The organism is Sphingomonas sp. Sphisp66, from assembly GCF_047324325.1.
Lineage (GTDB): Bacteria > Pseudomonadota > Alphaproteobacteria > Sphingomonadales > Sphingomonadaceae > Sphingomonas.
Map to the genome: position 1 here is coordinate 1,030,326 of NZ_CP168508.1, position 22,412 is coordinate 1,052,737.

A 22,412-nucleotide genomic window follows, 5' to 3' on the forward strand; every position below is an offset into this window, starting at 1 on the left:
TGATCCCTCAAGCCGGAAACCACCCGGTCCTCATGGCGGCTTTCTGTGACAATCCTGTTGCTGCGAGGGGGTTTGTGCCGGTGACGGAACGGAAATGAGGCGGCGAATCGCGTCCGCAACGAAATGTCGCACTGCCGCCGTTGGCTGGCGGAGGACGCAGACGCCGCCTACAGAGGCGTTATGATCGCTCTACGCCGTGTTCTTCCATCCTGCGCTGCTGCCGCAATCGCCCTTGGGGCGCTGGCTGTCGAATTCCGTGCGCCGCCGGCACGCGCCGACGATGTCGCCGTGTTCGAAGCCGTCCGCGACGCGGATATGCGGCTTGCCACGGTCGGCTGGCGGCTCGCGACCGCGAATCGGGCGCTGTGCGACCGCGTCGAGGCGGGGACCGGGCTGCAGGTTCACACGCTCGACCAATATGCTGCGGCCAATCGCGATTTCGCGGCGCGGCATTTTGGATTCGCAACGCCGGTCGCCGTGGAAGGCGTGTTCGCGGGGAGCCCGGCCGAGCAGGCGGGGGTCCGTGCCGATGATTCGCTGGTCCGTATCGGCCGGGTCGAGATCGCCAAGCTTTCCGGCAAGCCGGGGACGACCGATCGGCTGGTCGCGGCGCAGCTCGCCATCGCCGCGCTTCCGGCCGATGCGCCGGTCGAAGTCGATGTGGTGCGCGGCGACAAGCCGTTGCACCTCACGATCCGGCCGATAGCAGTCTGCAAGACGCGCTTCGAGCTTGTGTACAATGATGACTTCACCGCTTCGGCGGAAGGCGTGATGGTCAAGATCGGCTCGGGCTTTCTCGAATATCCCGACGATCAGTTCGCCGCGGTCGTCGCGCATGAATTCTCGCATAACATCCTCCACCATCGCGACCGGCTGAAGGCACGAGGTGTCGATTTCGGCATGCTCTCGGGTCTTGGGGCCAATGTGAAGTATTTCCGTCAGACCGAAGTGCAGGCCGATCTGCTCTCGGTCTATCTGCTCGCCAATGCCGGCTATCCGGCGCAGGCGCCGGCGGCATTCTGGAAGCGCTTCGGACCGAGCAAGGCCGGCGGAATCCTCCGCAGCCGCTCGCACCCCGCCTGGCGCGACCGGGTGGCGACGCTGGAGGCCGAAGCTGCCAAGGTGGCGCCCTTGTCCTCGCGGCCCCTGGTGCCGGGGCTGATCGCGGACCGCGACAAGCCGCTGGACGGCGACTGGCAGTCGATCCTGGTGCGTAACTAGAGGTTGCTTCAGCTCGCCAGTCGGAGGGGCTCACCTGCCACGCTGCGCGGCTGATCGGGCCAGATGCCGCGCGTGTCATAGACCTGCTTGTCGGCGCGCTCGTCGAGCGGGACCGACTTGAACACGTCGTGATCGACGAGGACCACGAAGATGCCACAGCTCTCGATCGCGCTGTCGATGTCGATCAGCCCGGCACCCGTGCCATCGAAGGCGGAGGGCAGGGTGTTCGCATAGGGCTCGACGATCTGGATGCGCTCGCCGAAGCGCTTGGCCAGTGCTTCGGCGACCTTGAGCGCCGGGCTCTCGCGGAAATCGTCGATGTTCGCCTTGAAGGCGAGGCCCAGGCAGGCGACGCGTGCCGCCGGGTTGGATTCGATCATCGCTGCGGCGTGCCCGATGACATAGTCGGTCTTGCCGTCATTCACTTCGCGGGCGGTGCGGATCAGCGGCGTCTGCTCGGGCGCGGCGCTGACCAGGAACCAGGGATCGACTGCGATGCAGTGGCCGCCCACGCCCGGGCCCGGCGACAGGATGTTGACGCGCGGGTGGCGGTTGGCGAGGCGGATCACTTCCCACACATCGACGCCCATCTTCTCGGCCACCAGGCTCAGCTCGTTGGCGAAGGCGATGTTGACGTCGCGGAAGGCATTCTCGGTGAGCTTGGTCATCTCCGCGGCCTTGGCCGTGGTGGTGACGCAGGCGCCGCGCACGAAGCGGCGGTAGAATTGCAGCGCCTTGCGGGCGCAGCGCGGGGTGATGCCGCCGATCACCCGGTCATTGTCGATCAGCTCGACCAGGATGCGGCCGGGCAGCACGCGCTCGGGGCAATAGGCGATGGCGACATCGGCGACGCCGGCGCAGTGGCCCGGAACCTTCAGGTCGGGGCGGAGCTTCGCGAGCAGCTCGGCGACCTTCTCGGTGGTGCCCACCGGCGAGGTCGATTCGAGGATCACCACGTCGCCGGCCTTGAGCGTGATCGCGACATTGGTCGCGGCCTTCAGCACATAGCCGATGTCCGGCGCGTGATTCTCGCCGAACGGCGTGGGCACGGCGATGACGAAGACGTCGGCCTGCTCGACCTGGAGCGAGGCGCGCAGATTGCCGCGCGCCACCACGCCCGAGACCAGGCCGTCGAGGTCGATTTCCTCGATATGGACCTTGCCCGAGTTCACGGTGTCGACCACCGATTCGTGCACGTCGACGCCCAGCACCCTCGCGCCGGTACGCGCGATCACCGCTGCCGTGGGAAGCCCGATATAGCCAAGGCCGAGAACACAGACCTTGAGCTCAGAATCCGAAACCATGTGCGACGATCCCCGCAATCCGCTCAGAGGCATGGCCGTCGCCGAACGGATTGTGGGCGCGGGCCATGGCCGAATAGGCGGATGGTACGTCGAGGAGGGTTGAGATTTCGGAAACGATACGTTCCGGGCTCGTGCCGACCAGCTTGGCGGTGCCCGCGACGACGCCTTCGGGGCGCTCGGTGGTCTCGCGCATCACCAGCACCGGCTTGCCGAGCGCCGGCGCCTCTTCCTGCACGCCGCCCGAATCGCTGAGCACGACATGGCAAAGCTCGAGCGCACGGATGAAGTGGGGATAGTCGAGCGGCTCGATGCGGGCGACATTGGCGCGGTTGCCCAGCACCTTGTCCATTGCCGCGACGACATTGGGGTTAGGATGCATCGGGAAGAGGATCGCGGTGTCGTCACGGTCGGCGATGCGGCCCAGCGCCCGGGCGATGTCCTCCATGCCGCCGCCGAAATTCTCGCGACGATGCGTGGTGACGAGGACGATACGCTTGCCGGCGAAGCGGGCGGCGATGGGATCGAGCCCGGCGGCCAGCGCCGGCTCGGTCTCGATCCGGGCGCGGGTGGCGAGGAGGGCGTCGATCACGGTGTTGCCGGTGACATGGATCGTCGCGGGGTCGATATTCTCGCGGCGCAGCGCCTCGGCGGCGGTCTCGGTCGGGGCGAAATGCTGGTCGGCGATCGGCGCGACGATGCGGCGGTTCACTTCCTCGGGCCAGGGCTGGTAGATGTCGCCCGAGCGCAGACCCGCCTCGACATGGCTGACCGGCACCTTGCGGTAATAGGCGGCGAGCGCGCCGACCATCGCGGTGGCGGTGTCGCCCTGGACGATCACGCGGTCGGGCTTCTCCTCGTCCATAACTTTGCCGAGGCCGGTGAGGAGCCGGGCGGTGAGCTGGTCGAGCGTCTGGCCCGGCTCCATCAGGTCGAGATCGATGTCGGGCGTAAGCCCGGCGATCGACAGCACCTGGTCGAGCAGTCCGCGATGCTGCGCGGTGACGCAGGTACGCACGTCCAGGCCCGGCACGCCGGCAAGGGCGCGGACGACGGGGAAGAGCTTGATCGCTTCGGGACGGGTGCCGAAGATCAGCAGGACGCGCTTGCTTGTTCCGTTCATTCCGGCTCCCTTATCCGCCATCCCGTCACCATGTGGTTACGGTGTGCGACATAATTGCGAAACCCGATGGCCATCGCTATTGGCGCGCGATTGATCCGGAGAGGCGTTTCCCGAATGACCATCAAGCCCCTGCGCAAGGCCGTGTTTCCCGTTGGCGGCCTGGGTACGCGTTTCCTTCCTGCCACCAAGGCGCTTCCCAAGGAGATGCTGCCGGTGGTCGACCGCCCGCTGATCCAGTACGCCGTGGACGAGGCGCTGGAAGCCGGCATCGAGCAGATGATCTTCGTCACCGGCCGCGGCAAGAGCGCGATTGAGGACCATTTCGACATCGCCTATGAACTCGAGACGACGATGTCGGCGCGCGGCAAGTCGCTCGAGATCCTCGATGCGACCCGGCTCAAGCCCGGCGCGGTCGCCTATGTCCGCCAGCAGGAGCCGATGGGGCTGGGACACGCCGTGTGGTGCGCCCGCGACATCGTCGGCGACGAGCCCTTCGCGGTGCTGCTCGCCGACGACTTCATGCTCGGCAAGCCGGGCTGCCTGAAGCAGATGGTCGACGCCTATAACAAGGTCGGCGGCAACCTGATCTGCGCCGAGATCGTGCCCGACGACCAGACGCACCGCTATGGCATCATCACGCCGGGGGCGCAGGACGGCGCGCTGACCGAAGTGAAGGGGCTGGTCGAGAAGCCGGCGCCGGGCACCGCGCCATCGAACCTGTCGGTGATCGGCCGCTACATCCTGCAGCCCGAAGTGATGCGCGTGCTGGAGAACCAGGAAAAGGGCGCGGGCGGCGAGATCCAGCTGACCGACGCGATGGCCCAGATGATCGGCGGCCAGCGCTTCCACGGCGTGACCTTCGAGGGCACGCGCTACGATTGCGGCGACAAGGCCGGCTTCATCCAGGCGAACATCGCCGTGGCGCTGGAGCGCGAGGACATCGCCCCGGCGATCCGCGATTTCATGACGAGCCGCTGCCCGGGCTGAGCCGCGGAAGTTCACTAAGTTCACGACATGCACGCGCGGGGACGGTCGTCCGTCCCGATGCGCGGGGCGCGTTATTTCCAAGGTCAAAGAGCGGTCGGGCGGAAGCCCGGCCGTCTGAGCCAATCAGACGAAATCCTACATTGCAAGGTGTCGGCGCCCGGAGGTAGCGGCTAGAAAGGCTTGGCGACCACCAGCACGGCGATCGACGCGACGGCTGTGGCGATGAATCCCGCGACCCGAAGGGCCGGGATGGGGCTGGGCGGCAGATCTCCGCCACGCAGCCGCCGGAGCTTGCCGGACTGGATGCCGTGCAGCCCGGTCAGGGCGAGGACGAAGGCTAGCTTGGCCCATAGCCAGGGGCTGGCGAACCAGCCGGCCTCGACGGCGATCGTTGCGCCGGTCACCCAGACGACCAGCATCGCCGGGACCGTGGCCAGCCGGTCCCAGCGGGCGAGCGGGGCGGTGGCCGCGGCTTCCCCGCGCTGCGCGGCGGCGAGGGCGAAGGTCTGGGCGAACAGGCCGCCGATGAAGAGCAGGACCGCGGCGACGTGCACCGCCTTCAGCCAGAGATAGGGCATCAGGCGCGTGCCTCGGCGAGGGCGGCGCGCTTGCGGCGCAGCAGCCCGGCGTTGAGGAAGCCGCCAAAGGGCAGGAAGGCAGCGAACCCCAGCCGCGCGATCTCGCCCCGAGACCAGCCGCCGCCCGAGACCGTGGTGACCAGGCTCCAGCCATAGGCGATGAAGGCGGCGCCGTGCGCCGGCCCCATCAGCCGGACCGCGAGGGGATAGTCGAACAGGTGCTTGAGCGGGACGGCGACGAAGACCAGGACCAGAAGCGTGGTGGCTTCGATGAACGAGGCCAGGCGCAGCCGCCTTATCTGGGCGATATCCTCGGCGACGGCTGCGGGCGGTTGTTGCGGCATGGGTCCGTATTCCGGCACTAGAGATTGACGGGATCGGCGCCGCAGCGCTGGAGCAGGGCGACGAGCGCGGTCTGGGCGCGCCGATCGGCATCCGGATCACGCTGGAAGCGCATCGTGCTGTGGTGCGCGAGATAGATGCCGCGCAGCTCCCACACGACCTGATCGGCATCGGTTTCGGCATGGAGGTGGCCGAGGTGGATCGCCTGGCGGACATGGGTGTGGAGAACCTGCCGCCATTCCTCGTCCAGCTCGGCGACGCGGTCGCGCACCACGCCCGGCGTGTCGTCGAGCTCGAACATCGCGGCGGCGACGGGGCAGCCGCCCCGCAGGCCGGCGCGCGCCGACCAGCCGAACCACAGGCCGACCAGCGCCATCAGCCGCGACAGCCCCTCGGGATTACGCATCGCCGGCTCGACGACGTTGCGCCAGGCCAGCCGGACGGTCTCGTCGAGCAGGGCGAGCTCCAACGCCTCGCGCGACCGGAAATGCGCGAACAGCCCGCTCTTGGACAGCCCGGTCGCCTCCGCCAGCCGCCCGATGGTGACGGCCGCGAGCCCGCCCTGGCTGAGCGTCTGCAGCCCTTCTTCGATCACTCGGGTTCGAGTCGTCTCTGCTTTCATTCTGATTTAGTACGAACGGTCGTGCTATTTTGCAAGCGTGGTTGCGGGCTAAAGGAGGATGCGAATGGATGGAGGGTGGCCGCGAGGTCGCGTGCCTCAGGCGATGTCGCTTAGCTGCATCCAGATCAGGAAAATTGGTTCACCAACCAGACAAAGGGAGCTTGATCCCGGTAGGCATCCCGCTCCGCCGGCGAGAAGTTCTTCCACATCAGCTTGAATGTGAAGCCGCCCGTTCCCTTTTGATCGATGACGTAGAGCCAGTCCGAAACCCTATCTCTGTCGATCTTTATGAGGTCCCCTTCGGCAACTTCATCCGTGTATGCGGGGTCTGCGTTGACCACGCCCCAAAGATCTCCGTCCTTCGCGACGACGTCGCCGACAAAGATGTGCTCCACCACGGCGCCCGGCCTGGTTGCCCTGAAGCCATATTTCACAAGCGCCAAATCGGGCAGTGACGGATGGTCACCCTTTCCGGCGAGCACGTCCGAGAAGTGGGGAAATGTGGCCTGAGCCTCAGCGATCGCCTCGTTCATCTCGGCGCTTTCTCCACTGAACCAGGAGATTTCTGGCACGGACTTCTTTCGGAAAGGCCACATCATCCTACCCAATCGGTTGCGTGGAAGCCCTCTTAGCTCAGTCGAGGGTGCGCAATTGGGGCGGTTAGCAGCCCGGCAGCTTTGAAATCAGTATGGCGTAGGCTGCATGTCCGCAATTAGGTGGCTTGCAGACAGAGCGTTTCGGGGCATGCTCGACAGCGAGCTGACGCACAAATGCGCGGAGGGGTGAATGAAAACGCTGATCGGGATTGTTGCTGCTCTCGCCGTAGCTACGGGCAGCAAACCGGCTCATTCGGAATCCTTCAGGCTCACCTGCGTGGGAACTGGTAGATCACAGGGCAATGAGGGCGTTCGAAAAATCAGTGAGACCAAGTATCGCATCGAAGGTGAAGGTCAGCAGGTCTCCATTCGCGACGGAGACTATGAATTCTGCATTCAGGGGGCCACCTGCGCCGTCACAATGAGCAGTGAGATTGTGCAGGTTCAGGTTCGAAGCGTTCCCCACCATGACCCGGGTTACACGGCAGTCTTCCACCTCGATCGAAAGAGCCTGATCTTCAAAGCTTCCGGAGGCGGTCTCGATGGTGGGTGGTCGATAACCGGGAAATGCAAACCCGGGCGCTCCTGATCAACAAGAGGCGTCCGCTTTCCGGCACTGATCCGAGCAGCACAATGGCAGACTTTGGGCGTTGGACGCCTGTCCGCTTCTGACGAGCGGCTGCCCGGCTGGGCGAGCGACAATTGGGTGGTTGGCCGTCGCTCGACTATACCATTACGAACCCTTCGGTCCAATGGTCTTGGTTCAGCGCATAACAGTCGATCTGCCAGCCTTCGGGATGATCCGCGAACCCTGGCTTATTGGACAGGCGTTCTATTGCGGCCAGTGCGTCACTCTCCGTTCGATACGCCCCGATAAGCTTGGCGTCGTCGCCAAATTCGTCATCGGACCGGACATGATGAAGGACGAAAACAGCTTCCATATTGCCGGTATGCGCTGGCAAGCGGATGGCCGCAATTGGGGCGCAAGCTGACGGGCTGTGGGCCTGGCTCGTATCGACATCCGGATGCAGTGGCTGGTTTTGCCGGGGAGCAGGAAAAGCCGAATGTCGGTACGCCCTAGCCCTGGTAATGCTCGCGGTACCAGGTCACGAACGCCGGCACGCCCTGGCTCGGCGGGGTGGACGGGGCGTAGCCGGTGAGGTTCCGGAGCAGCGCAGAGCTTGCCTCGGTGGCCGGCACGTCGCCTTGCTGCATCGGCATGAAGTTCCGGATCGCTTCCTTGCCGAGCGCGCGCTCGATCTCGGCGATATAGTCCATCAGCTGGGTCTGCTGGCCGGCGCCGATATTGACCACGCGGAAGGGCGCGACGGGGGAGAGGCTGTCGCCCTCGACCGGCACGCTGCCCGGCACCGCCTCCGTCAGCCGGACGATCGATTCGGCCAGGTCCTCGACATAGGTGAAGTCGCGGACCATCTCGCCGTTGTTGTAGATGTCGATCGGTTCGCCGGCGAGGATGCCCCTGGTGAACTTGAACAGCGCCATGTCCGGCCGACCCCACGGGCCATAGACCGTGAAGAAGCGGAAAAAGGTCATCGGCGTCTTGTAGAGGTGCGCGTAGCTGTGCCCCATCAGCTCGGTCGCGCCCTTGGTGGCGGCGTAGAAGCTCATCGGGGTGGCGGTCCGCTGCGTCTCGGTGAACGGCATGTCGGTGTTGGCGCCATAGACCGAGCTGGTCGAGGCGGCGAGCAGGTGGCCGGTCTTGTGGCGGCGGGCCAGCTCGAGCACGTTGAAGCTGCCGATCAGATTGGCCGCGACGTAGCTTTCCGGATTGTCGATCGAATAGCGCACGCCCGCCTGGGCGGCGAGGTGGATCACCACATCGGGCTGGAACTCGGCCCAGGCGGCGCCGAACGCCTCCATATTGTCGATCGAGACGCGCGCCACCCGGAAGTTCGGGTGGTTCGACAGCACGTCGTTGCGCGCTTCCTTCAGCGCCGGATCATAATAGTCGCTGAAATTGTCGACCCCGAGCACCGTGGCGCCGCGTTGGAGCAGCTTGCTGGCGGTGTGGAAGCCGATGAAGCCGGCCGAGCCGGTGACGAGGACGCGGATCATGGCGCGGCAGGTGCCCCAAGCAGGGGGGGAAGTCCAGTTTCTCTATTGGCTGCAGGACGGACAGCCGGGGTCCTTCGGCAGGGTGAGGGTGCGGAAGCGGAAGGCGAGGGCATCGACGAGGAGGAGCTTGCCGGCCGGGTCCTCGCCGAAGGGGGCGATGGCGCGGATCGCCTCGAGCGCGGCGAGGCTGCCCATCACCCCGGTCAGCGCGCCGAGCACGCCCTGTTCGGCGCAGCTGATGCCCGGGCGCTCGGGATCATGGCCGACGAAGCAGCGATAGCAGGGCCTGTCCGCCTCCCAGCCGCGGAAGACGCCGAGCTGGCCCTCGAACTCGGAGACCGCGGCGGAGACGAGGGGGATGCGGTGGCGGAGCGCCGCGTCGGCGACGGCGAGGCGGGTGGCGAAATTGTCGCAGCCGTCGAGGATCACGTCGGGCGCGAAACTCTCGATCAGCGCATCGGCATTGCGCGCGTCGATGCGCTGGTCGAAGCCGGTGAACAGGATTTTGGGATTGAGCGCGGCGACGCGGGCTCGGGCTGCCTCGACCTTGGCCCGGCCGACGTCGGTGGTGGCATAGAGCGTCTGGCGCTGGAGGTTGGAGAGCGAGACCTGATCGTCATCGACCGCGCCGAGCGTGCCGATGCCCGCCGCTGCAAGATATTCGATCGCCGGCGAGCCGATCCCGCCCGCGCCGATCACCAGCACGCGCGCTGCCTTCAGCCGCATCTGCCCGCCGCCACCGATCTCGCGCAGCACGATATGGCGGGCGTAGCGCTCCAGCTCCGCGTCGGAGAGAGTCATTTGGTCCAGGTGAAGCTGAGGGTCGTGCGGTACCATTGCTCGGTCGCGCCGGGGCGCGGGAGCAGGTTGTTGCGGGCGAAGCCGGCGGCGAGCGCGGCGGCATATTGCTCGACCGAGGGGCAGGCGATGGCGCGCGGCACCGTGGTGCGGATGCTGCCATTCTCGTCGACCAGCACCGCGACCGCGACTTCGAGCGTGCCGGGCTTGGCCGTGGCGCATCTGCGCAGCTTCACTTCACGCTGGACGAAGGCCTGCATGTCCGGCGTGACGATGGGGGGCGCGCGCCAGGGGAGGGGCGGCAGCGCATCCCAGTTGAGCGGCGATGTCTGCATCGCCGCGGCAAGAAGCAAAAATCCGCTCACGTACCCGTCGATCCGAAGCCCCCGATGCCTCGCGCCGTTTCGTCGAGCGTCCCCACCTCCTCGAGCTCCGCGTGCTGGACCGGCGCGGGCACGAGTTGTGCGATACGGTCTCCGCGCGCGACGGTGAAGGCCGCGTCACCGAGATTGGCGAGGATCACCTTAACCTCGCCGCGATAGTCGCTGTCGATCGTGCCGGGGGTGTTGAGGCAGGTGATGCCGTGCTTGAGCGCAAGGCCCGAGCGCGGGCGGACCTGGACCTCGTAGCCGGGCGGGATCGCCATCGCGAAGCCGGTCGCCACCGCATGGCGCGCGCCGGGGGCGAGCACCAAATCCTCGGCCGCGACCACGTCCATGCCGGCGGCGCCCGCGGTGGCATAGGCGGGAAGCGGCAGGCCCTCGCCATGCGAGAGGCGTTGCAGGGTGATACGGATCGGAGCGAGCATCAGGACTTTCCAGGCAGGGCGGCGGCGAGGCGCTGGAGCGCGGAGATCACTTCGGGATCGCCGAGCAGCTCATGGTCCTTGCCGGGGATGATACGATAGTCGGTGGCGATGCCGCGCAGAGACAGGGCCTCGGCGAAGGTCCGCGAGAAGCGCACCGGCGTGGTCTTGTCGTCGGCGCCGACCAGAACCGCGGCACGCAGGCTGGGTGCCATGCCGCCGACCAGCTGGACCGGATCGAGGCTGGTGACGGGCGCGTCCCAGAGCGGCGTCGGCGACACCTTCTTCATGTGCTTGCGCCACTCCGGCAGCGCGCAGGGGCAGGAGACGAGGACGATGCCGTCGACCAGTCCGGGATGCGTCGCGGCGAGATCGGCGGCGATCGCGGCACCGCCCGAATGGCCGACCAGCACGGTGCGGGCCAGGGCGTAGCGGCGCTGGAGATGGCGGATCGTCGCGGCGACCGCATTGATCCGGTCGGCGGTGTAATTGCCGCCGGTCGTCTCGCCGCGCTCGCCGGGCGAGCGGTGGCCCTGCGGATCCTCGTAGCCGGGGCGCAGCAGCGCGACCGCGATGCTGTCCGGCACCGCTTCAGAGGCGGCGCGGGCAAAGGCGTAGTGATAATCGGGCTTGGCCGCCGGCGAATCGCCGTGCAGCACGACGATCATCGTGCGGACCTGCTTCGCGGGCGTGTTGCCGAAGCTCTGGCTGTACAGGCCGTTGACGGGTGCGGGCGGCTCGGCGGGGGCACCCGCGCGCGGCGAGCAGGCGGCGAGGCTTGCGCCGAGCAGCAGCAGCGCGAGGCTAGAGCGCATCGGCGATACGCTCCGCCAGCCGGCGGGCGACGTCTTGCTTGGGCAGTCTTTCCCAGTGTTCGACACCGTCGGCGGTGACGAGATGGATGGCATTGGCTTCACCGCCCATCACATCGCCCGAAACATCGTTGGCGACAATCCAGTCCGCGCCCTTGCGAGTCCTTTTCGCGACGGCATGATCGACGACCCGCTCGGTTTCCGCGGCGAAGCCCACCACCAGCGCCGGCCGGCGTGGGCTGGCGGCGAGCATGGCGAGGATGTCGGGGTTCTCCGAGAGGTGGAGCGTGGGCGGGGCGCCGCCTTCCTTCTTGAGCTTCTGCGCGGCCGCCTCGACATGCCAGTCGCCGACCGCGGCAACCATCACCGCCGCATCGGCGGGGAGCGCCTGCGCCACGGCATTGGCCATGTCCTGCGCGGTCTCGACATCGACGCGCGTGACGCCCGGCGGGGTGGCGAGGGTGACGGGGCCGGAGACCAGGGTGACGCGGGCGCCCAGCGCGGCGAGCGCGCCGGCAATGGCATAGCCCTGCTTACCCGAGGAACGGTTGGCGATGTAGCGCACCGGGTCGATCGGCTCATGGGTGGGGCCGGCGGTGACGAGGATGTGCTTGCCGGTGAGCTTGCGGCTGCCGCTGCCGCCGTGATCCTGGATCGCGCGCAGGATCGCCTCGGGCTCGGGCAGGCGGCCGGGGCCGTATTCGCCGCAGGCCATCGGGCCCTCATCGGGTTCGAGCACAGTCACGCCGTCGCCGCGCAGCGTGGCGACGTTGCGGCGGGTGGCGGCGTGCTGCCACATGCGCACGTTCATCGCGGGCGCGGCGAGCACGGGCTTGTCGGTGGCGAGCAGCAGGGTGGTGGCAAGATCGTCGGCGATGCCGGCGGCCATCTTCGCCATCAGGTCGGCGGTGGCGGGCGCGACCACGACCAGATCGGCTTCGCGGCTGAGCTGGATATGGCCCATCTCGGCCTCGTCCTTGAGGTCGAAGAGGTTGGTGTAGACCTGGTTCTCGCTCAGGGCCGCCAGCGTCATCGGGGTGACGAAATGCTGGCCGCCGGCGGTCAGCACGCACTTCACTTCGATCCCGGCCTTGCGGCACAGGCGGATCAGCTCGCACGCCTTGTAGGCAGCGATGCCGCCGCCGACGATCAGGAGGATCTTCTTGGTCATGCGTGCCAGACTCCATGGCGAACGCGATAGGCGGCGAGGGTGCCCAGCAGCCCGAAGACGTAGGTGAGCAGTCCGGGCCAGGCATAATGGAATTCACTCACCGCGCCGCAGCTCCCGGGGCATTTCGCGAGATGCTGCATCATCCACAGGAAGAACGCCGACGGCGTGGTCGCTATCAAACCGAGCAGGCACCAGAGGGTCGCTGGCTTGGCTGTGTCGCGTTCGGCGAGCGCCGCCATCGCGACCAGGCACAACGCGCTCAGCAACACCACAACCGCCAAGGGCAGATAGAGGACGGCAAGCGTCCTGATCCATCCGTCCAGGCCTTCGGCAGTGTTGTCCGGGGCTTCCACGGCGTACCATTGCACCAGGGCGGACATCACGAGCAGGCCGGGCAGAAGCGCCGCACCCGCGCCGGCCAGCCAGGCCAGCAGCCAGGATCCCTGTGCGCGCGTGCCGGGCCCGACGTCACTCATCGCGCCACCTTTGTCACGGTGATCCTGCGCCTGTCGAGCGCCTGGCGGAACAGGTCGCGCAGGGCGTCGGGCACGAAGGCCAGGCCGATCAGCGAGAGCGGGGCGACCATCAATGCCCAATAGAAGGTATCGGGCCGCGCGAACAGGCCGAGCGCCACGCCATATGCAGCCAGCGTGAGGAAGACGCGGCCGGCGGCCTGGTCGCGCCAGCCCGCCCAGCCGAACAGCGCGAGGGTGAAGAGCAGCACGGCGAGCGCCATCGGGAAGAGCTGGAGCGCGCTCGACAGCACCATCGCCTTGGCGAAGAAGCCATAGCCGTGCAGCCCCGCCCAGCCGGGCGAGACGGGATCGGCGGCACTGGTGACCTGGCCGACGGCATGGGCGTGGAAGCCGAGCGCGACGGCGAGACAGGCCAGCGCGGCGGCCCAGCCGATCGCCTCGCGGCGCTGGCCCTCGAACCAGGCGGTGGCGAGCATGACCAGGGCGAACAGCGCGGCGGTCTCGCGGATCAGCATGGCGATCAACGCGATGCCGACCGCCTCGATCCAGCGGCCGGGCCGGCGGATGCCGAGGGCGAGGGCGACAAGCAGGCCCGCCCAGATCTCGTGGAACGCCCAGAGATCGGGCTGGACGAAGGCCATCAGCCCGCCGGCGAGCAAGGTGAGGCCGATCGCCATCGGCGGCCAGCGCGTCATCCCCTTGCGCAGCTTCATAGCCCAGACGGCGAAGACCGAGGCGACCAGGGCATAGAGCAGGCCGAGGATCGCCAGGCGCGGCAGGTGCGCCTCGACCGTGGCCAGGCCGGGCAGGCGGAAGGTGACGAACGGGCGCAGTGGATAATTGCCGGCACGCAGCGCATCGGCGGTGACGGCATAGTAATTGCCGCCATGCGCGACGCCGGCGACGATGCTCTCATAGAGGACGACGTCGCTCTGGTCGTCGGCGCGCTTGGCCGGATCGCCGCTCACCGGGGGCGGGCCGGCGGTGACCAGGGCAGTCAGCGAGAGCAGCAGGAACAGGCCGAGAAGGGCGAGCGCGATCCGGGCGCGGCCGCGGTTCAGCGCGGCGAAGCGCGTCGGCTCGGCCAGCCACTGGACCGCGGGCAGCTTCACGACAGCAGGTACATCATGATCGCCGCGCCGACCGCGCCGGAGAGCACCGCCACTGCCGCATAGCGCCAGCCGCCGACCACGCGGATCCGCTCGATCTCCTTGAGCGGCGGCGCGGGCGGGGCGCCGCCCGGGGCGGGGAAGCGCAGCTCGATGTTACGGATCAGGTCGGGCAGGCGGGCGAGGGTGCGGATATCCTCGACCAGCCGGTCGGCGATCTTGGCCTCGGGGCCGAGCTCGGTGCGGATCCATTCGCGCACGAACGGGGCCGAGACGTCCCACAGATTGATGTCGGGATCGAGCGTGCGCGCCACGCCCTCGACCATCACCATCGTCTTCTGGAGAAGCAGGAGGTGCGGCTGGGTCTGCATGTCGAAGTCGCGGGTGATCGAGAACAGGCCGTCGAGCATCGCGCCCATCGACATGTCCTTGACCGGTAGCCCGCGCATCGGCTCACCGACGGCGCGGAGCGCGGTGGCGAACTCGGCGACATTGTGGTGCGGGGGGACGTAGCCGGCCTCGAAATGGATCTCGGCGACGCGCTTGTAGTTGCCGGTGATCAGCCCGTAGAGGATCTCGGCCAGCCAGACGCGGGCGCGGCGGTCGATCCGGCCCATGATGCCGAAGTCGATCGCGGCGATGCGGCCGTCGGGGAGCGCGAAGAGATTCCCCTGGTGCATGTCGGCATGGAAGAAGCCCTCGGCGATCGCCTGGCGGAGGAACGCCTTGATCAGCCGGCTGGCGAGGACGCTGGGATCATGGCCGGCGGCGACGATGCGGTCGCGGTGCGAGAGCTTGATGCCGTCGATCCACTCGAGCGTCATCACCTTGCCGGTGGTGCGCTGCCAGTCGATCTGGGGGACCATGAAGTCCGGTTCGGCCTGCATCCCCTCGGCCAGCTCCGAGGCGGAGGCGGCTTCGCGGCGCAGGTCGAGCTCGCGCGCGGTCCAGCGCTTGAATGTCTCGATCACCAGCCGCGGGCGCAGGCGCGAGGCCTCGCCGCCCATCGCCTCGACCTGGGCGGCGGCCCATTCATAGGTGTCGATCGCCTTGGCGAACTCGGCCTCGATGCCTGGGCGCAGCACCTTCACCGCGACCTGGCGGCCATCGGTGGTGATCGCGCGGTGGACCTGCGCGATCGAAGCGGCGCCGACGGGATGCTCGTCGAATTCGGCGAAGAAGGTCTCGAGCGGGCGGCCGAAGCTGCCCTCGATGCGCTGGCGGATCACCGCAAAGGGGAGCGGCGGTAGCGCGTCCTGCAGGCGGAGCAGGTCGTGCGCGGCCTCGTCGCCGACCAGGTCGGGCCGGGTGGCGAGCGTCTGGCCGAGCTTGATCGCCGCGGGGCCGATCGCCTGGAACGCATCGGCATAATGGGGGACCTTGGGCACGCGCGCGCCGAAGCGGGCGATGCGGGCCACGCGGCGGACAGGCCGGGGCGTGTGCGGATCCTGCTCGATGCCGCGCAGGGCACCGTGGCGCGCGAGGATGCGGCCCCATTTGAGCAGGCGCCAGAGATGGATGGCGGGGGCGGTCACCTTACTAGCCCCTCCCCTTCAGGGGAGGGGTTGGGGTGGGGGCTGTCCGCGAGCTCAGGTCTCGGTGAGACACATGCCCCACCCCAAACCCCTCCCCTGAAGGGGAGGGGCTCAAGTGCAATGCATGCCATCAAATCTTCCAGCCCGAATGGATCGCGACGAGCCCGCCGAGCAGCGGCTCGACCTTGGTCTGGGTGAAGCCGGCGTCGCGGATCATCCGCTCGAACTCGGGCATCTTCGGGAAGCGGCGGATCGATTCGATCAGGTAGCGATAGCTGTCCGCGTCGCCCGCCAGCATCTGGCCGAGCTTGGGGACGAGCTTGTGCGAATAGGCGTCGTACACCTCGGCGAAGCCCGGCCACTGGGTGGTCGAGAACTCCAGCACATAAAGGCGTCCGCCGCGCTTGAGCACGCGGTGTGCCTCGCGCAGCGCCTTGGGGATGTCGGTGACGTTCCGGATGCCGAAGGCGATGGTGTAGGCGTCGAAGAACTTGTCGGGCCATTGCAGCGTCTCGGCATTGGCCTCGCTCCACACCAGCCCGTCGATCCCGCGCTCGGCAGCGCGCTCGACGCCGACGGCGAGCATCTCGGGGTTGATGTCGGCGACGGTGATCGCGGCGCCCGAAGGGGCCATGCGGAAGGCGATGTCGCCGGTGCCGCCCGCCATGTCGAGGATATGCTCGCCTTCGCGCGGCTTCACCCGGCGGACGAACTTGTCCTTCCACAGGCGGTGGAGACCGCCCGACATGGCGTCGTTCATCAGGTCGTATTTGGCCGCGACGCTGGAGAAGACCTCGCCGACGCGGCGGGTCTTTTCCTCGGGGGCCACGTCTTCGTAGCCGAAGGAGACGGTGTCGGTCATGCGAGCGGCTCTAGCGGGGCATATGCGTCGCGCAAAGCCCTGCCGCACACAGCACTTCCGTCATCCCGGCGAAAGCCGGGATCTCAGGCGGTGGTGCGGGGAGGTGCCGCACGAGATGCCGGTCCTTCGACTTTGCTCAGGAGAGCCTTTCGCCGGGGTGACGGGACGGGTACGGACGGGCCATGCCAGAACTCCCCGAAGTAGAGACCACCGTCCGCGGGCTGGAGCCCGTGCTCAAGGGCGAGACGATCACCCGCGTCACTCTACACCGCGGCGACCTGCGCCGGCCCTTTCCAGAAGGACTGGGTCAGCGGCTGACCGGCGCGACCGTGACGGCCATGGGCCGGCGGGCGAAATACGGGCTGATCGAGACGAATCGCGGCGACACGCTGATCTTCCATCTCGGCATGTCCGGGCGCTGGCGGATCGATCCGGGCGAGATCGGCAAGCATGATCACATGGTGCTGGAGACGCAGCATCACCGGCTGGCGCTCAACGATCCGCGGCGATTCGGCTCGGTCGACCTGGTGCCGACCGCCGAGCTGGCCGCCTGGCCGCCCTTCGTCGCGCTGGGGCCTGAGCCGCTGGGGCTGGACTTCAACGCCGCGCATCTCGCGCGGATGTTCAAGGACCGGGTGGCGCCGGTGAAGGCGCTGCTGCTCGACCAGCGCGTGGTGGCGGGGCTCGGCAATATCTATGTGTGCGAGGCGCTCTATATCGCGCGCATCTCGCCGGTCCGGGAAGCCGGAACGATCAGCAGGGCGCGGCTGGAGAAGCTGGTCGTGGCGATTCGCGACGTGCTGGAGAGCGCGATCGCTGCGGGGGGCTCGACGATTCGCGATTATGCGCAGCCCGACGGCGAGCTCGGCTATTTCGCCAAGGAATGGCGGGTGTACGGTCGGGAGGGCGAGCCGTGCGGTTGTGGCGGGCTGGTCGAGCGGCGTGTCGATTCGGGCAGGTCGACCTTCTGGTGCCCGCGGTGCCAGAAGTAATCCCGGCCTTGGGGCACGAGACGGTTGACCCGAATCACCTGTGGGGTTAAGGGGCCCGTCTTTCCGGGCGTGGCGGCATGTTCCCCGCGCCCTAAACATTTCGAGCTAGGAACGACACGGCATGGCGAATACGCCGCAAGCGAAGAAGCGTATCCGGCGCAATGCGCGCCGCGCGGAGATCAACGGCACCCGCGTGAGCCGTATCCGCACCTTCGTGAAGAAGGTCGAGTCGGCCCTTGAGGCCGGCGACAAGACTGCGGCCGCTGCCGCGCTCGCCGCTGCGCAGCCGGAGATGGCGCGCGGCGTCGCCAAGGGCGTGCTTCACAAGAATACGGCTTCGCGCAAGTTTGCGCGTCTGAACAAGCGCGTCGAAGCGCTGGCATAACCGTAACTTTTCCGTAACAAAGCCCCGCGGGACCCCGGTTCCGCGGGGTTTTTGTCGTGTCCGAAAGGGCTTGCGGAACGAATCGTGGTTAGTGTTCTGGAACCCTGAGATTCGCGCGAGTCGCAGTGTCTTGGACTTGCAATAATCTGAAGAAGCCAGTGTTTTCATGGGTTTGTTAGATAGTGCCCACGGTTTTCCGTGGGTTACGGCGAGTCAACAAAACTATTTCAGTATCTTTACAGCCGACCCCCTTGATCGACTCAGAAAGGGGTTCCTAAAACAGACCTCCCAGGCGAGCTCTCGCCGGGGTGTTAGCGAAGCCCTCTACACAGGGACCGGGGATGTCCGGTGTCGGGGGGCCTCTTGTCGGATTGAATTGGCGCGCGGGATGCAGCTGCTTCCCGCGAAGGAGGGGTGCGTCAGGGTGACTCAGGTTCAGGCCTTGGATCGGGACGGAATGGAAGCTGCGGTTGCCAAGGCTTGGTCGCATGTGCGCGCTAATCTGCGGCGCTCTGCGGGCCAGCGCCTGTTCGACCAGTGGCTCAAGCCGGTCGTCCTGATCGAAGGCAGCAATGCCGAGATCGTTCGTCTGGGCCTGCCCTCGGCGTTCATGACGCAGTGGGTGAAGAACCACTATGCCGAGCGGCTGCTGCTTGAGTTCCGGGGCCAGATCCCGGCGGTGCGCGCCGTCTCGATCGAAACGGTGGCGGAAGAGCCCAAGCGCGTCCTGAGCGCGGCACCGGTGGCGCCGGTCGCCGATTCGGCGCCGGTGGCGGCGGCCGCGGTCGAGCGCCCGCAGTTCGACCAGCGCTTCACCTTCGAGCGATTCGTCATCGACGCGACCAACCGCGTCGCCTGCAACGCCGCCAAGGCGATGGCGCAGCCGGGCGCGCCGCAGTTCAGCCCGCTCTATCTTCATGCCGGCACGGGCCAGGGCAAGACGCACCTGATGCACGCGATCGGCCATGCGTTCCTGGACGCGAATCCGGAAGCGACCGCGACCTACGTGACCGCCGAGCGCTTCATGTTCGAATTCGTCCAGGCGCTGCGCAACAAGGACACCCACGCGTTCAAGGCGCGGCTGCGCTCGGTCGACCTGCTGATGATCGACGACCTGCAGTTCATCGGCGGCAAGGACGCGACGCAGCAGGAATTCTTCCACACGGTCAATGAGTTCATGTCCTCGGGCAAGCGACTCGTGATCGCGGCGGATCGGGCTCCGCAGGCGCTTGAAGGCTTCGAGCCGCGCCTCGCCGGTCGTCTCGGCTCGGGCCTGGTCGCCGACATCAAGCCGGCCGAGCTGGAGCTGCGCCGCGCGATCGTCGGCCGCAAGCTGCTCGACATGCCGGCGGTGAGCATGCCGCACGAGGTGATGGACCTGCTCGCGGCGCGAATCACCACCAATGTCCGCGAGCTCGAGGGGGCGCTCAACCGCCTGGTCGCCTATGCCCAGCTCAACAGCGAAGTGATCACGATCGACTTCGCCACCAATGTGCTCGGCGAAGTGCTGCGCTCGGCCCAGCGCCGAATCACCATCGACGAGATCCAGCGCGCGGTCTCGGCGCATTTCGAGGTGAAGCAGATCGACCTGATCTCCGAGCGCCGCGCCGTCGCCATCGCCCGGCCGCGCCAGATCGCGATGTATCTGGCCAAGCGGCTGACCACGCGCTCGCTGCCGGAGATCGGGCGCAAGTTCGGCAATCGCGACCATTCGACCGTGATCCACGCGGTGAAGCGCATCGAGGACCTGCGCGCCAAGGACGTGGAGATCGACACCGCCGTGCGCACGCTGATGCGCACGCTGGAGGGCTAACAGGCTACAATCCCGCTCCTTTCAGGGGCGGGCGGGGTGGAGGAGCTGAGAGCGGGGCAACGCAGATCGGTCACGCCTCCACCCTTCAAAACGGAAAGGCCGGGGCTCCCAGGGAGCTCCGGCCTTTTTGTCTAGACATAAGTGGGATACGATTTCCCTCGGGGACCGATCCTATCCTGCGCCTTACCAGCAGATCGTCTGGCCGATTCGCGGATCATAGACGCAGCCGCCTTCGCCGCTTTCGAGCAGCGGGCAATATTCGCTGTAATAGGTCACGCAGTCGCCATAGCTGGAGAAGCCGCGGGCGCGGTAGCTGGTGCAGGTGACCGAGGGCGGGTTGGCGCATTCGAGGTTCGGTCGGGCCTGGAGCGGCTGGGCGAGGACGGCCTGGAAACCGGCAGCGGCGAGCAGTGAGAGCGCGTAACCGATCTTCTTGCGCATAAGTGCCTCCCTTTGTGGAAAGCACAGGCTAGGTTGCGGTGGCGCCGCAACCTAGTCGATCTGCAACGGAAATGGCGGATTTGCTCCGATCAGGGCACCAGCTTGAAATAATAGCTGTAGTTGCGTGCGGTACCGTTGACGACGACGTTGTTGATCGTGACGTCATAAGTCGTGTTCGCCGTGAGCCCGGACACGCTCCATTGCAGGTTGTTGGGCAGGCCATAGCCTTCATTGTCGAACGAGATGTTCGACACGCTGAGCGCCGCGCCGCCGCGCACGCGGACGGCGATCGTCGCACCCGAGAAATTGACCGTCTGGTTCGCGCCGAAATTGGAGCTCTTGTTGGCGATCACGCCGAAGGAGAGCAGCGCGCCATTCTCGAAATAGCGGGCAGGATAATCCTCGAACGGATAGGCGACATAGTCGGGCAGCGGGCCGGCGGTGTTCTGGGTGGAGTTGATCACCTTGATCGAAGCGCCGTCGGCCCGGTTGCTGGTCTGCCACACCCCGGCGACGCGGCCATAAGCGATGGTCGAGAGGAAGGGGTAGAGCAGCCAGCGGCGATGGCCGATATTGTTCGCGGTGATGTTGTTGGTGTCGGTGAGCCAGCCGATCAGGATGTCGGCATCCTGCGAATAGCGCAGCCCGCCCGTGCCCAGATAGATGTTGCTCTGCCCCGCCGCGGTGGCGCCGGCGCTGGTGTAGCAGGCCCAGCTGCTCGGCGGGAAATGGCTGAGCTGGCCATTGGCGGCCATCATCAGCGCCGATTGCTGGACGGCCGGCTCGTCGGCAGCGGCATAGGTGACGGCGGGCAGGCGGTGATGGGCGCGGATATCGTTGAGCGTCGCCAGCACGCGCGCGCCGACCTCGGCCTTGAGCGTGCCCGCCTGGCAGGCGGCGATGTTCGGCTGGGCGCTGTAGAGCAACGCGACCGAGCTGAGGAAATCGGAGCCCGTGGCCGGCTCGTTGCTGGTCGGGGTGGGGGTCGCCGTCGGCGAAGGCGTGGGCGTCGTGGTGGGCGTGGGGGTCGGCGTCGGCGTCGGCGTGACGACGGTGCCGCCGTCCGAGCCTCCGCCGCCGCTGCAGCCCGCGATCGCGCTCCCGAGAAGGAGCAGGGGGATCAGTCTACGCATCAAGCACTCTCCGGCACAGAAACCCGGCGGTACCTGTAACTGTTCCCTTGTTGGAGTTCGGTAAATTCCGGGGAGGGAAGGGCCTTTGCATGCGTTTTTCTACCGTCATCCCCGCGGAGGCGGGGATCCAGAGTCGCCAGGGACGTCGCTCTGTTACCCTGGATCCCCGCCTTCGCGGGGATGACGAAGTAGTAGGTAGGCTTTACACCTGCAGCCCGACCGCCTTCTGCGCGGCGAGCAGCGTCGGGGCGGCGAGTTCGCTCGCACGCGCCGCACCTTTGGCGAGCTGCGCGCCGACGGCCTCGCGGTCGCCCAGCAGCTGGTTGAGCCGCTCGCGCACCGGCGAGAGCGTCGCGATGGCGAGATCCGCGAGCGCCGGCTTGAACGACCCGAAGCCCTGGCCGGCGAACTCGGCGACCACCGACTGGGGATCGCGGTCCGACAGCGCGGCGAAGATCGTCACCAGGTTCTTGGCCTCGGGGCGCTCGGCGAGCGCGTCGAACGAATCGGGCAGTGGCTCGGGATCGGTCTTCGCCTTCCTGAACTTCTGCGCGATCGTGTCGTCATCGTCGGACAGGTTGATGCGCGACAGGTCCGAGGGATCGGACTTGCTCATCTTGGCGCTGCCGTCGCGCAGCGACATGATCCGCGGCGCCGCCTTGGAGATGAACGGCTCGGGCAGCGGGAAGAGGTCGACCTCATAGTCGGTGTTGAACTTGGTCGCGATGTCGCGGGCCAGCTCGAGATGTTGTTTCTGGTCCTCGCCCACGGGGACATGGGTCGCCTTGTAGACGAGGACGTCGGCCGCCTGGAGCACCGGATAGGTGAACAGGCCGACAGAGGCACCCTCGCGGTTCTTGCCGGCCTTGTCCTTCCACTGGGTCATGCGGTTCAGCCAGCCCATGCGCGCGGTGCCGTTGAGGATCCAGCACAGCTCGGCATGCGCGGGAACGCGCGCCTGGTTGAACAGGATGGCGCGATCGTCGATGCCCGACGCCATCAGCGTCGCGGCCATCTCGATCGTCGAATTGGCGAGCTCCTGCGGCGAGATATTGCCCGTCAGCGCATGGAGATCGGCGAGGAAGAAGAGGCACTCCCCCTGGTCCTGCATCGCCACCCACTGCTTGATTGCCCCGAGATAGTTGCCGAGGTGGAGATTGCCGGTGGTCTGGATGCCGGAGACGACACGCATGTTCATTCCTTCCACGCCCGGGCTGACCGTTCGGCCTTTGGA

General features: G+C 67.1%; 26 protein-coding genes. 7 read left to right on the forward strand and 19 right to left on the reverse strand.

What is annotated here, in order from left to right; genetic code table 11:
* Positions 1-180: 180 nt before the first annotated feature.
* On the forward strand, positions 181-1,221 hold the full coding sequence (locus ACEN8G_RS05025; RefSeq protein WP_413414782.1) for a peptidase M48 family protein: 1,041 nt from the start codon (positions 181-183) through the stop codon (positions 1,219-1,221).
* A gap of 8 nt (positions 1,222-1,229) precedes the next feature.
* Here the strand turns inward: ACEN8G_RS05025 and wecC are convergent, their stop codons facing one another.
* Both wecC and wecB read right to left on the reverse strand, forming a co-directional pair.
* Positions 1,230-2,525, reverse strand: coding sequence for a UDP-N-acetyl-D-mannosamine dehydrogenase (gene wecC / locus ACEN8G_RS05030; RefSeq protein ID WP_413414781.1), 1,296 nt, complete (start codon positions 2,523-2,525; stop codon positions 1,230-1,232).
* Positions 2,509-3,645, reverse strand: a complete 1,137-nt coding sequence (gene wecB, locus ACEN8G_RS05035) for a non-hydrolyzing UDP-N-acetylglucosamine 2-epimerase (RefSeq protein ID WP_413414780.1) — start codon at positions 3,643-3,645, stop codon at positions 2,509-2,511. The genes wecC and wecB overlap by 17 nt, the downstream gene beginning before the upstream one ends.
* Before the next feature lie 114 nt (positions 3,646-3,759).
* Here wecB and galU point away from each other — a divergent pair, with 114 nt between their 5' ends.
* Positions 3,760-4,632: a UTP--glucose-1-phosphate uridylyltransferase GalU gene (gene galU, locus ACEN8G_RS05040; protein ID WP_413414779.1), complete on the forward strand. Its 873-nt coding sequence runs from the start codon at positions 3,760-3,762 to the stop codon at positions 4,630-4,632.
* A 170-nt stretch (positions 4,633-4,802) separates the two neighbouring features.
* Here the strand turns inward: galU and ACEN8G_RS05045 are convergent, their stop codons facing one another.
* From ACEN8G_RS05045 to ACEN8G_RS05060, 4 genes are all read right to left on the reverse strand, one after another.
* The gene (locus tag ACEN8G_RS05045; protein WP_413414778.1) at positions 4,803-5,210 is read right to left on the reverse strand and encodes a CopD family protein; all 408 of its coding nucleotides are present in this window, start codon (positions 5,208-5,210) and stop codon (positions 4,803-4,805) included.
* Complete coding sequence (locus ACEN8G_RS05050; protein WP_413414777.1) at positions 5,210-5,554, reverse strand: DUF3817 domain-containing protein; 345 nt, start codon at positions 5,552-5,554, stop codon at positions 5,210-5,212. Before ACEN8G_RS05050 ends, ACEN8G_RS05045 begins: the two co-directional genes overlap by 1 nt.
* Positions 5,555-5,571: 17 nt before the next feature.
* A complete protein-coding gene (locus ACEN8G_RS05055; RefSeq protein ID WP_413414776.1) occupies positions 5,572-6,174 on the reverse strand; it encodes a TetR/AcrR family transcriptional regulator in 603 nt (200 codons plus the stop codon).
* Positions 6,175-6,299: 125 nt separating this feature from the next.
* On the reverse strand, positions 6,300-6,707 hold the full coding sequence (locus ACEN8G_RS05060; protein WP_413414775.1) for a DUF2314 domain-containing protein: 408 nt from the start codon (positions 6,705-6,707) through the stop codon (positions 6,300-6,302).
* A 253-nt stretch (positions 6,708-6,960) separates the two neighbouring features.
* On the opposite strand from ACEN8G_RS05060, the gene ACEN8G_RS05065 reads away from it, so the two are divergent.
* Together ACEN8G_RS05065 and ACEN8G_RS05070 are read left to right on the forward strand one after the other, a co-directional pair.
* Complete coding sequence (locus tag ACEN8G_RS05065; protein WP_413414774.1) at positions 6,961-7,359, forward strand: hypothetical protein; 399 nt, start codon at positions 6,961-6,963, stop codon at positions 7,357-7,359.
* A gap of 208 nt (positions 7,360-7,567) precedes the next feature.
* Positions 7,568-7,762, forward strand: coding sequence for a hypothetical protein (locus tag ACEN8G_RS05070; RefSeq protein WP_413414773.1), 195 nt, complete (start codon positions 7,568-7,570; stop codon positions 7,760-7,762).
* A gap of 85 nt (positions 7,763-7,847) precedes the next feature.
* Here the strand turns inward: ACEN8G_RS05070 and ACEN8G_RS05075 are convergent, their stop codons facing one another.
* From ACEN8G_RS05075 to ACEN8G_RS05120, 10 genes are all read right to left on the reverse strand, one after another.
* Positions 7,848-8,846 carry an NAD-dependent epimerase/dehydratase family protein gene (locus tag ACEN8G_RS05075; protein WP_413414772.1) on the reverse strand — a complete coding sequence of 333 codons (999 nt, stop codon included), beginning with the start codon at positions 8,844-8,846 and terminating at the stop codon, positions 7,848-7,850.
* A 42-nt stretch (positions 8,847-8,888) separates the two neighbouring features.
* On the reverse strand, positions 8,889-9,647 hold the full coding sequence (locus ACEN8G_RS05080) for a HesA/MoeB/ThiF family protein (RefSeq protein WP_413414771.1): 759 nt from the start codon (positions 9,645-9,647) through the stop codon (positions 8,889-8,891).
* Positions 9,644-9,979 carry a hypothetical protein gene (locus ACEN8G_RS05085; protein ID WP_413414770.1) on the reverse strand — a complete coding sequence of 112 codons (336 nt, stop codon included), beginning with the start codon at positions 9,977-9,979 and terminating at the stop codon, positions 9,644-9,646. Before ACEN8G_RS05085 ends, ACEN8G_RS05080 begins: the two co-directional genes overlap by 4 nt.
* 26 nt (positions 9,980-10,005) lie before the next feature.
* Entirely contained in the window at positions 10,006-10,452 is a 447-nt protein-coding gene (gene dut / locus ACEN8G_RS05090; protein ID WP_413414769.1) for a dUTP diphosphatase, read from the reverse strand.
* Positions 10,452-11,264 (reverse strand): alpha/beta hydrolase, encoded by an 813-nt coding sequence (locus ACEN8G_RS05095; RefSeq protein WP_413414768.1) that lies wholly within the window; start codon positions 11,262-11,264, stop codon positions 10,452-10,454. Before ACEN8G_RS05095 ends, dut begins: the two co-directional genes overlap by 1 nt.
* Positions 11,254-12,432, reverse strand: coding sequence for a bifunctional phosphopantothenoylcysteine decarboxylase/phosphopantothenate--cysteine ligase CoaBC (coaBC, locus tag ACEN8G_RS05100; protein ID WP_413414767.1), 1,179 nt, complete (start codon positions 12,430-12,432; stop codon positions 11,254-11,256). The genes ACEN8G_RS05095 and coaBC overlap by 11 nt, the downstream gene beginning before the upstream one ends.
* Positions 12,429-12,908: a hypothetical protein gene (locus ACEN8G_RS05105; RefSeq protein WP_413414766.1), complete on the reverse strand. Its 480-nt coding sequence runs from the start codon at positions 12,906-12,908 to the stop codon at positions 12,429-12,431. The genes coaBC and ACEN8G_RS05105 overlap by 4 nt, the downstream gene beginning before the upstream one ends.
* On the reverse strand, positions 12,905-14,020 hold the full coding sequence (locus ACEN8G_RS05110) for a hypothetical protein (protein WP_413414765.1): 1,116 nt from the start codon (positions 14,018-14,020) through the stop codon (positions 12,905-12,907). The genes ACEN8G_RS05105 and ACEN8G_RS05110 overlap by 4 nt, the downstream gene beginning before the upstream one ends.
* Positions 14,017-15,552 carry a 2-polyprenylphenol 6-hydroxylase gene (gene ubiB, locus ACEN8G_RS05115; protein WP_413414764.1) on the reverse strand — a complete coding sequence of 512 codons (1,536 nt, stop codon included), beginning with the start codon at positions 15,550-15,552 and terminating at the stop codon, positions 14,017-14,019. The genes ACEN8G_RS05110 and ubiB overlap by 4 nt, the downstream gene beginning before the upstream one ends.
* 130 nt (positions 15,553-15,682) lie before the next feature.
* A complete protein-coding gene (locus tag ACEN8G_RS05120; protein WP_413418936.1) occupies positions 15,683-16,414 on the reverse strand; it encodes a class I SAM-dependent methyltransferase in 732 nt (243 codons plus the stop codon).
* 182 nt (positions 16,415-16,596) lie between these two features.
* Here ACEN8G_RS05120 and mutM point away from each other — a divergent pair, with 182 nt between their 5' ends.
* The 3 genes from mutM to dnaA all read left to right on the forward strand — a co-directional run bounded on the left by mutM (position 16,597) and on the right by dnaA (position 19,604).
* The gene (gene mutM / locus ACEN8G_RS05125; protein ID WP_413418938.1) at positions 16,597-17,406 is read left to right on the forward strand and encodes a bifunctional DNA-formamidopyrimidine glycosylase/DNA-(apurinic or apyrimidinic site) lyase; all 810 of its coding nucleotides are present in this window, start codon (positions 16,597-16,599) and stop codon (positions 17,404-17,406) included.
* 121 nt (positions 17,407-17,527) lie between these two features.
* Positions 17,528-17,791 (forward strand): 30S ribosomal protein S20, encoded by a 264-nt coding sequence (gene rpsT, locus ACEN8G_RS05130; protein ID WP_183994207.1) that lies wholly within the window; start codon positions 17,528-17,530, stop codon positions 17,789-17,791.
* Positions 17,792-18,248: 457 nt separating this feature from the next.
* Entirely contained in the window at positions 18,249-19,604 is a 1,356-nt protein-coding gene (gene dnaA, locus ACEN8G_RS05135) for a chromosomal replication initiator protein DnaA (RefSeq protein ID WP_413418940.1), read from the forward strand.
* 183 nt (positions 19,605-19,787) lie between these two features.
* Here the strand turns inward: dnaA and ACEN8G_RS05140 are convergent, their stop codons facing one another.
* The 3 genes from ACEN8G_RS05140 to trpS all read right to left on the reverse strand — a co-directional run bounded on the left by ACEN8G_RS05140 (position 19,788) and on the right by trpS (position 22,370).
* The gene (locus tag ACEN8G_RS05140) at positions 19,788-20,045 is read right to left on the reverse strand and encodes a hypothetical protein (protein WP_413418942.1); all 258 of its coding nucleotides are present in this window, start codon (positions 20,043-20,045) and stop codon (positions 19,788-19,790) included.
* Between the two features lie 89 nt (positions 20,046-20,134).
* Positions 20,135-21,178: a CAP domain-containing protein gene (locus tag ACEN8G_RS05145; protein WP_413740748.1), complete on the reverse strand. Its 1,044-nt coding sequence runs from the start codon at positions 21,176-21,178 to the stop codon at positions 20,135-20,137.
* A gap of 202 nt (positions 21,179-21,380) precedes the next feature.
* The gene (trpS, locus tag ACEN8G_RS05150; protein WP_413416349.1) at positions 21,381-22,370 is read right to left on the reverse strand and encodes a tryptophan--tRNA ligase; all 990 of its coding nucleotides are present in this window, start codon (positions 22,368-22,370) and stop codon (positions 21,381-21,383) included.
* Positions 22,371-22,412: the final 42 nt, after the last annotated feature.

Excerpts from the sequence above, each read along its gene's own strand:
- ACEN8G_RS05025 (WP_413414782.1), top strand. The coding sequence starts at position 181 with ATGATCGCTCTACGCCGTGTTCTTCCATCCTGCGCTGCTGCCGCAATC.
- wecC (WP_413414781.1), bottom strand. The coding sequence starts at position 2,525 with ATGGTTTCGGATTCTGAGCTCAAGGTCTGTGTTCTCGGCCTTGGCTAT.
- wecB (WP_413414780.1), bottom strand. The coding sequence starts at position 3,645 with ATGAACGGAACAAGCAAGCGCGTCCTGCTGATCTTCGGCACCCGTCCC.
- galU (WP_413414779.1), top strand. The coding sequence starts at position 3,760 with ATGACCATCAAGCCCCTGCGCAAGGCCGTGTTTCCCGTTGGCGGCCTG.
- ACEN8G_RS05045 (WP_413414778.1), bottom strand. The coding sequence starts at position 5,210 with ATGCCCTATCTCTGGCTGAAGGCGGTGCACGTCGCCGCGGTCCTGCTC.
- ACEN8G_RS05050 (WP_413414777.1), bottom strand. The coding sequence starts at position 5,554 with ATGCCGCAACAACCGCCCGCAGCCGTCGCCGAGGATATCGCCCAGATA.
- ACEN8G_RS05055 (WP_413414776.1), bottom strand. The coding sequence starts at position 6,174 with ATGAAAGCAGAGACGACTCGAACCCGAGTGATCGAAGAAGGGCTGCAG.
- ACEN8G_RS05060 (WP_413414775.1), bottom strand. The coding sequence starts at position 6,707 with ATGAACGAGGCGATCGCTGAGGCTCAGGCCACATTTCCCCACTTCTCG.
- ACEN8G_RS05065 (WP_413414774.1), top strand. The coding sequence starts at position 6,961 with ATGAAAACGCTGATCGGGATTGTTGCTGCTCTCGCCGTAGCTACGGGC.
- ACEN8G_RS05070 (WP_413414773.1), top strand. The coding sequence starts at position 7,568 with ATGATCCGCGAACCCTGGCTTATTGGACAGGCGTTCTATTGCGGCCAG.
- ACEN8G_RS05075 (WP_413414772.1), bottom strand. The coding sequence starts at position 8,846 with ATGATCCGCGTCCTCGTCACCGGCTCGGCCGGCTTCATCGGCTTCCAC.
- ACEN8G_RS05080 (WP_413414771.1), bottom strand. The coding sequence starts at position 9,647 with ATGACTCTCTCCGACGCGGAGCTGGAGCGCTACGCCCGCCATATCGTG.
- ACEN8G_RS05085 (WP_413414770.1), bottom strand. The coding sequence starts at position 9,979 with ATGCAGACATCGCCGCTCAACTGGGATGCGCTGCCGCCCCTCCCCTGG.
- dut (WP_413414769.1), bottom strand. The coding sequence starts at position 10,452 with ATGCTCGCTCCGATCCGTATCACCCTGCAACGCCTCTCGCATGGCGAG.
- ACEN8G_RS05095 (WP_413414768.1), bottom strand. The coding sequence starts at position 11,264 with ATGCGCTCTAGCCTCGCGCTGCTGCTGCTCGGCGCAAGCCTCGCCGCC.
- coaBC (WP_413414767.1), bottom strand. The coding sequence starts at position 12,432 with ATGACCAAGAAGATCCTCCTGATCGTCGGCGGCGGCATCGCTGCCTAC.
- ACEN8G_RS05105 (WP_413414766.1), bottom strand. The coding sequence starts at position 12,908 with ATGAGTGACGTCGGGCCCGGCACGCGCGCACAGGGATCCTGGCTGCTG.
- ACEN8G_RS05120 (WP_413418936.1), bottom strand. The coding sequence starts at position 16,414 with ATGACCGACACCGTCTCCTTCGGCTACGAAGACGTGGCCCCCGAGGAA.
- mutM (WP_413418938.1), top strand. The coding sequence starts at position 16,597 with ATGCCAGAACTCCCCGAAGTAGAGACCACCGTCCGCGGGCTGGAGCCC.
- rpsT (WP_183994207.1), top strand. The coding sequence starts at position 17,528 with ATGGCGAATACGCCGCAAGCGAAGAAGCGTATCCGGCGCAATGCGCGC.
- dnaA (WP_413418940.1), top strand. The coding sequence starts at position 18,249 with ATGGAAGCTGCGGTTGCCAAGGCTTGGTCGCATGTGCGCGCTAATCTG.
- ACEN8G_RS05140 (WP_413418942.1), bottom strand. The coding sequence starts at position 20,045 with ATGCGCAAGAAGATCGGTTACGCGCTCTCACTGCTCGCCGCTGCCGGT.
- ACEN8G_RS05145 (WP_413740748.1), bottom strand. The coding sequence starts at position 21,178 with ATGCGTAGACTGATCCCCCTGCTCCTTCTCGGGAGCGCGATCGCGGGC.
- trpS (WP_413416349.1), bottom strand. The coding sequence starts at position 22,370 with ATGCGTGTCGTCTCCGGCATCCAGACCACCGGCAATCTCCACCTCGGC.